At 71.3% G+C, this 6,450-nt stretch carries 5 protein-coding genes and 1 pseudogene; 2 read left to right on the top strand and 4 right to left on the bottom strand.

The features are described 5' to 3' along the window. Window positions 1–298: 298 nt before the first annotated feature. Both ABZT03_RS42525 and ABZT03_RS42530 read right to left on the bottom strand, forming a co-directional pair. Window positions 299–1,711, bottom strand: a complete 1,413-nt coding sequence (locus ABZT03_RS42525) for a glutamate decarboxylase (RefSeq protein ID WP_356049468.1) — start codon at window positions 1,709–1,711, stop codon at window positions 299–301. A 64-nt stretch (window positions 1,712–1,775) separates the two neighbouring features. Further along, window positions 1,776–2,099 (bottom strand): annotated as a pseudogene (locus tag ABZT03_RS42530) (ion channel protein); the annotation flags it as partial. Between the two features lie 70 nt (window positions 2,100–2,169). Between ABZT03_RS42530 and ABZT03_RS42535 the strand changes: the two are divergent. Continuing rightward, entirely contained in the window at window positions 2,170–2,934 is a 765-nt protein-coding gene (locus ABZT03_RS42535; RefSeq protein WP_356049470.1) for a MerR family transcriptional regulator, read from the top strand. 19 nt (window positions 2,935–2,953) lie between these two features. On the opposite strand, the gene ABZT03_RS42540 is transcribed toward ABZT03_RS42535, so the two are convergent. Next, window positions 2,954–3,319 (bottom strand): YbjQ family protein, encoded by a 366-nt coding sequence (locus ABZT03_RS42540; RefSeq protein ID WP_356049472.1) that lies wholly within the window; start codon window positions 3,317–3,319, stop codon window positions 2,954–2,956. A gap of 142 nt (window positions 3,320–3,461) precedes the next feature. Here ABZT03_RS42540 and ABZT03_RS42545 point away from each other — a divergent pair, with 142 nt between their 5' ends. Continuing rightward, on the top strand, window positions 3,462–4,553 hold the full coding sequence (locus ABZT03_RS42545; RefSeq protein ID WP_356049474.1) for a VTT domain-containing protein: 1,092 nt from the start codon (window positions 3,462–3,464) through the stop codon (window positions 4,551–4,553). Between the two features lie 36 nt (window positions 4,554–4,589). Here the strand turns inward: ABZT03_RS42545 and ABZT03_RS42550 are convergent, their stop codons facing one another. Continuing rightward, window positions 4,590–6,278 (bottom strand): threonine/serine exporter family protein, encoded by a 1,689-nt coding sequence (locus tag ABZT03_RS42550; protein WP_356049476.1) that lies wholly within the window; start codon window positions 6,276–6,278, stop codon window positions 4,590–4,592. Window positions 6,279–6,450 lie beyond the last annotated feature (172 nt).

A 6,450-nucleotide genomic window follows, 5' to 3' on the forward strand; every position in this document is an offset into this window, starting at 1 on the left:
GCCAATATCAGGCCCGCCTGAGTCACTACAAACGACGTGGACACAGCCCCTGAAAACTGCCCAGCACTCAGAACAAGCACCGTTGCAGTACTAGGGCGGTCCGGCGGGCGGCATCCCGCGAGGCGGGCGGCACCCTGCGAGGCGGGCGGCACCCTGCGAGGCGGGCGGCACCCCGCGAGGCGGGCGCGGCACCCCGCGAGGCGCGGGCGGCACCGCACGGCCGGCCGTGCGCATCCGCGGGTGGCGCACGCGGGGCGCTCGCGCCGGCGTGCCGCACCTCGACCCTCCGGCGGAGCGCTCAGTGGTGGAACCCGGTCGCCGCCTCCTTGTCCCGCGTCGCCGGACGCGACTGCCGGCGCAGTTCGGGCAGCAGACGGCCCAGGTCCTCCACGAACAGCTCCGCCAGGTCGCTGGAGAAGCCGTTGCGGCACACGACCCGCAGGACGGACAGGTCCTCCCGGTGGGGCGGGAAGGTGTACGCGGGCACCAGCCAGCCGTGCTCCCGCAGCCGCCGGGAGACGTCGAACACGTCGTACGCCTCCACGCCCGGCGCCGTCGTGAAGGCGAAGACTGGCAGCTGGTCGCCCCGGGTCAGCAGCCGGAAGTCACCGAGCGCCTCCACCTGGTCGGCGACGTTGCGGGCCACGTCCCGGGTGGCCTGCTGCACGGCCCTGAACCCCTCGCGGCCCAGCCGCAGGAACGTGTAGTACTGCGCGACCACCTGGGCGCCGGGGCGCGAGAAGTTCAGCGCGAACGTCGGCATGTCACCGCCCAGGTAGTTGACGCGGAACACCAGCTCCTCGGGCAGCGACTCCTTGTCCCGCCACAAGGCCCAGCCGACGCCCGGGTAGACCAGCCCGTACTTGTGCCCCGAGGTGTTGATCGACGCCACGCGCGGGAGCCGGAAGTCCCACACCAGGTCCTCGTCGAGGAAGGGTGCGACCATCGCGCCGGACGCGCCGTCGACGTGCACGGGGACGTCGAGGCCCGTCCGCTCCTGCAACCGGTCGAGCGCGGCGCACAGGTCCGCGATCGGCTCGTAGGAACCGTCGAAGGTCGAGCCGAGGATGCCCACCACCCCGATGGTGTTCTCGTCGCACAGCGCGGCCGCCGCCTCCGGATCGAGGTTGTACCGGTCGCCCTCCATCGGCACCTGGCGCGCCTCGACCTCCCAGAAGTTGCAGAACTTGTCCCAGCAGACCTGGACGTTGACGCCCATGACGAGGTTCGGGCGGGCGTCCCGCCCGGGGTAGCGGTCCGCGTTGCGCTGCGCCCACCTGCGTTTGAGCGCCAGCCCGGCGAGCATGCACGCCTCGCTCGACCCGGTCGTCGAGCAGCCGACGGCGGTCGCCGGATCGGGCGCGTTCCACAGGTCCGCGAGCATCGCCACGCAGCGCCGCTCCAGCTCGGCGGTGCGCGGGTACTCGTCCTTGTCGATCATGTTCTTGTCCCGGCACTCACTCATCAGGACCCCGGCCTGCGGCTCCATCCAGGTGGTGACGAAGGTGGCGAGGTTGAGGCGTGAGTTGCCGTCCAGCATCAGCTCGTCGTGCACCAGCTGGTACGCCGTCGAGGGCGGCAGGGGCGCGTCCGGGAGCCGGTGCCGGGGCGGCGCCTCGGTCATGCCGCTGACCGGATTCGCGTCGCCGTAGAAGGGGTTGACGGACATCGGGCGCTCGTCGGGCTTCTGGGGCCCCTGGTGAAGCGGCATGAAGTGACTCCTCGCAGGATCGGACGGGACACGGGTCGGACGGCGGCTCGGCGACCGGACCGGCCGTCATGGCACCCGCCGCGGCCGCGGCCGGCGGCGCGAACACGTTGTCCCACGGCGCCCTCCTGACCTTCCGGCCGGCCAGCGCCTCGGACAGCGCCGGCGCCACCGCCACCGGCGTGCCGAACAGCGAGCCGATCGTCGCCGCCTCCGCCAGCATCACCCACAGCGGCCCCGGCATCCGGGGAATCAGCCGACGCACCAACCGGAAGGCGAGGGCCACGTTCACCGCGATGATCGGGTTCTCCGGGCCGAGACCCGGCCCGCCCGTGAGCATCAGCACGGTCACCGGCACCAGTCCCGGCGGCACCTCCGGCGGCAGGACCGGGGGGTGGCCGCGCTTGCACCTCACGCGACGTGAGGAGGCAGTGTGGAGGCGTACCGAGAAGGGAGCGGAAGTGAGCTACTCCGTGGGACAGGTGGCCGGATTCGCCGGAGTCACGGTGCGCACCCTGCACCACTACGACGACATCGGCCTGCTCGCCCCGGGCGGGCGCAGCCACGCGGGGCACCGGCGCTACAGCGACGCCGACCTCGACCGGCTGCAGCGCATCCTGTTCTACCGGGAGCTCGGCTTCACGCTCGAGGAGGTCGCCGCGCTGCTCGACGACCCGGATGCGGACCCGCGCGCGCACCTGCGCCGGCAGCACGAACTGCTGACCGCCCGGATCGAGCGACTGCGCAGCATGGCGGCGGCCGTGGAGCAGGCGATGGAGGCACGCAGGATGGGCATCAACCTCACGCCCGAGGAACGGTTCGAGGTCTTCGGAGACAAGGACCCCGAGCGGTACGCCGAGGAGGCCGAACGGCGCTGGGGCGGCACGGACATGTACGCCGAGTCGCAGCGCCGCGCGGCCCGCTACACCAAGGACGACTGGAAACGCATGCACGCCGAGGTCGACGACTGGAGCGCCCGTTACGACGCGCTGATGGCCGCCGGTGAGCCGCCGACCGGCGAGGCCGCCATGGACCTGGCCGAGGAGCACCGGCAGCACATCCGCACGTGGTTCTACGAGTGCTCCCACGACTTCCACCGGAACCTCGCCGGAATGTACGTCTCCGACGAGCGCTTCAAGGCGTTCTACGACTCGGTGCGGCCGGGCCTCGCCGAGCACCTCAGGGAGGCGATCGAGGCGAACGCGGCTCACCGCACGCGCGCGTGAACACCCTGGCCCGGGGGTCTCACTCCCGGGCCAGGACCACCGCCGTGCCGTACGCGCACACCTCCGTGCCCAGGTCGGCCGCCTCGGTCACGTCGAACCGGAACATGAGGACCGCGTTCGCCCCGCGCACGCGTGCCTGCTCCACGAGCCGCTCCATGGCCTGGTTGCGGGTCTGCACGAGTGTCTTGGTGAGTCCCTTGAGTTCACCGCCGACCATCGACTTCAGGCCCGCGCCGATCTGGCTGCCGAGGTGCCGGGAGCGCACGGTCAGTCCGAAGACCTCTCCGATGACCTCCTGCACGCGGTGGCCCGGTACGTCGTTCGTGGTCACGACCAGGACGTCGGGCCGAGGGCCCTGACCGCCGCCGTATTCTTCGATGCCCATGGTTCACAGCCTTGTCCCTGCGGGCTCACAGTGCATCCCGGAGACACCCGTGGAACCTGGGGCGGACACATCACGTTGATAGCTTTGACAGGGCCGCAACCGGCCGCCGAACCTCCCTCCACCCCCTCAGGAGCCCGGAACCGTGACGACGCTTGCCCTCGGACCGAGCTGGCTGGACCCCAACACCCTGCTGGACAACTTCGGCATCTGGGGTCTGCTCCTCATCGTCTTCGCGGAGTCGGGCCTGCTCATCGGGTTCTTCCTGCCCGGTGACTCGCTCCTGTTCACCTGCGGTCTGCTGATCACGTCGAAGCAGCTGGACTTCCCGCTGTGGGCGGCGATCGCCCTCATCTGCTTCGCCGCGATCCTCGGCGACCAGGCGGGCTACATGTTCGGCAAGAAGGTCGGCCCGTCGCTGTTCAACCGGCCGGACTCGCGCCTGTTCAAGCAGGAGAACGTCGTCAAGGCGCACGAGTTCTTCGAGAAGTACGGCCCGAAGTCGCTGGTGCTGGCCCGCTTCGTGCCGATCGTGCGCACCTTCACGCCGATCATCGCGGGCGTCAGCGGCATGAAGTACCGCTCGTTCCTCACCTTCAACGTCATCGGCGGCGTCCTGTGGGGCGCGGGCGTCACCCTGCTCGGCTCCTGGCTCGGCAAGATCGACTTCGTCAACAAGAACATCGAGGCGATCCTGATCCTGATCGTCCTGGTCTCGGTGATCCCGATCGCCATCGAGTTCCTGCGCGCGCGCTCCAAGAACAAGAGGAACGCGGGCTCGCCCGCCGCTCCCGACCGGCAGTCCGAGCGGTCCGACGGCCACGACCCGTCCGCCTGGCAGCAGCCCGCGATCAACGACGCGACGACCCAGCTGCGCCGCGTCCCGTCCGCCGACCAGCACCAGCAGCAGTACGGCGACCAGGGCAACCACGGCGACCAGGGCCGGCAGCAGTACGGCTACGACGAGTACTACGGGCAGGCCCCCCAGCAGCAGCCCGCCCCGCAGCAGTACCCGCAGGGCTACGGTCAACAGCCGTACGGCTCGCAGCAGAACCAGAACCAGCAGTACGGCTCGCAGCCGAACCAGAACCAGCAGTACGGCTCGCAGCAGGGCCACAACCAGCGGCCGTACGGCGCGCCGCAGGGCCACAACCAGCAGCCGTACGGCTCGCAGCAGAACCCGAACCCCCACCAGCAGAACCAGCAGCAGTACCCGTACGACAACGAGGGTTACTGACCGGCCCGCCCTGCCAGGGGCGTCGGTGTGCGCCGGTCAGAAGCCGCGCGTCCGCTTCGCGGCCCGCCGGCCCCCGGCGGAGCCGCCCGGCACCCGCAGGAACAGCCGCGAGATCTCCGACCCGAGGTTCACCCCGATGGCGATGGCCATCGCCAGGGCCGCCGCCTTGGTGAGCGACACCAGGCCCTTGTCGACCTCGTTCTGCGCGATCGCCAGCAGCCCGAAGTAGGTGGCCGAGCCCGGCAGCAGGGGCCCGATCGCCGCGGTCGTGTAGGGCAGCGCGGACGCGAACCGGTAGCGGGACAGCAGTTGCCCGAACAGGCCGACCAGGCCAGCCGCGACGGCCGTGGAAGCGACCGGTGAGATGTCGCCGGTGTAGCGCATCGCGCCGTACACCGTCCAGGCGACGCCCCCGTTCAGCGTCACCGCCAGCACCGTGGACCGCTCCTGCTGCAAGAGCACCGCGAAGGTCAGCGACAGCAGCATCGAGGCGCCGATCTGCCACAGCGGCCGGTGCGCGCTGCCGAGGGCCGCGTCGGGGTTGAGGTGGGCGCCCAGCTGCACCCCGACGTACAGCATCAACAGCACGCCGGTGACGATGCCGACGAAGAAGTACATGACCTCCAGCAGCCGAGCCGCCGCGGTGATGTAGAAGCCGGTCAGCCCGTCCTGCACGCCCGCCACCAGCGCCCGCCCCGGCAGCAGCGCGAACAGCCCACCGGTGACCACCGCGGACGCCTTCACGTCGACGTGCGCCAGCGTCAGCGCGATGCCGATCGCGGCCGGCGGCATCGCGGCCACCGTGAACTGGTAGAACTCCGGCAGCCCGCGCCCCGCGCTGAGCCAGGCCAGCCGGTCGCCGAGCATCGCGCCGAGCGCGGCCGCGACGAACACGACCAGGTCACCGCCGACGAGCACGGAGGCCGCGCCCGCCAGCAGCCCGCTCGCCGCGGTCAGCACCCAGGTGGGGTACGGATGCCGGTTGCGGCGGATCTCCGCGAGCCGCCGGTAGGACTCCTCCAGGGAGGTCTGGGTCTCCGGGTCGCTGAGGTCGTCCACCAGCTGGAAGACGGCCGCGAGGCGGGTGTAGTCGGTGGCCCGGCGGCGCACGGTCCGTGACGCCGTCACCGGGTCGTCCACCAGGGACGGCTGGTACGAGATCGACAGCAGGGTGAAGGTCACGGTCGGCTCGCACCGGTCGAGGCCGTAGGAGCGGCAGACCGCGAACATCGCCGCCTCGACGTCCTCCGCGCCCTCGCCGCCCGCCAGCAGCAGCTCGCCGATGCGCAGCGTCAGGTCCAGCACGCGCGGGACGGCCGGGCCCTCCTCCTCGGCCTTCCGCACCAACTCCGGCGCGGGCCGCTCGGTCACCGGCATCCGCAGCATCGTGCGCATCCGGTCCTGCCAGGGCACGTCCTTCATCAGACTGACCCTGGGCACACCGCCCGCCGGGGTGAACGCGGGCGGAGCCTGCTGGGAGCTGTAGGTGCGCGGCAGGCTGAAAGCCGACCCCTCAAAATCGCCCGCGGGGGACTGCGGGACGTCGAGGCCGTCCGGGACGGCGAACTCCGACGTCGTCTCCGACTCCGTGCCCGCCTTGGCCACGGCGAGCCCCCGGGGGAGCGCGAACTCGGACGTCGTCTGCGACTCGTTGTCCGCCCCGGGAGCGGCGAAACCGCCCCTGGCCTCGTCCGACCGCGGCTTCCGGTCCTGAGCCTCCGTCACTCCGTAACTCCTAGTACGACACCCTCTGCGGCCTCATCAGTATGCGCACGGAAACGCCGACGGGCCGCACGCGCAGGCACCCGTGGTCGCCGCGTTGCGCAGCTGTCCGGACGCGCCCGCGAGCAGGGCCTGGGACAGCGCGGGATAGCGGTCGCGGACGCGTGGGTGCGCC

Origin of the sequence: Streptomyces sp. NPDC005574 (assembly GCF_040605435.1) — a bacterium.
GTDB lineage: Bacteria > Actinomycetota > Actinomycetes > Streptomycetales > Streptomycetaceae > Streptomyces.

Excerpts from the sequence above, each read along its gene's own strand:
- ABZT03_RS42540 (WP_356049472.1), bottom strand. The coding sequence starts at position 3,319 with ATGGGCATCGAAGAATACGGCGGCGGTCAGGGCCCTCGGCCCGACGTC.
- ABZT03_RS42525 (WP_356049468.1), bottom strand. The coding sequence starts at position 1,711 with ATGCCGCTTCACCAGGGGCCCCAGAAGCCCGACGAGCGCCCGATGTCC.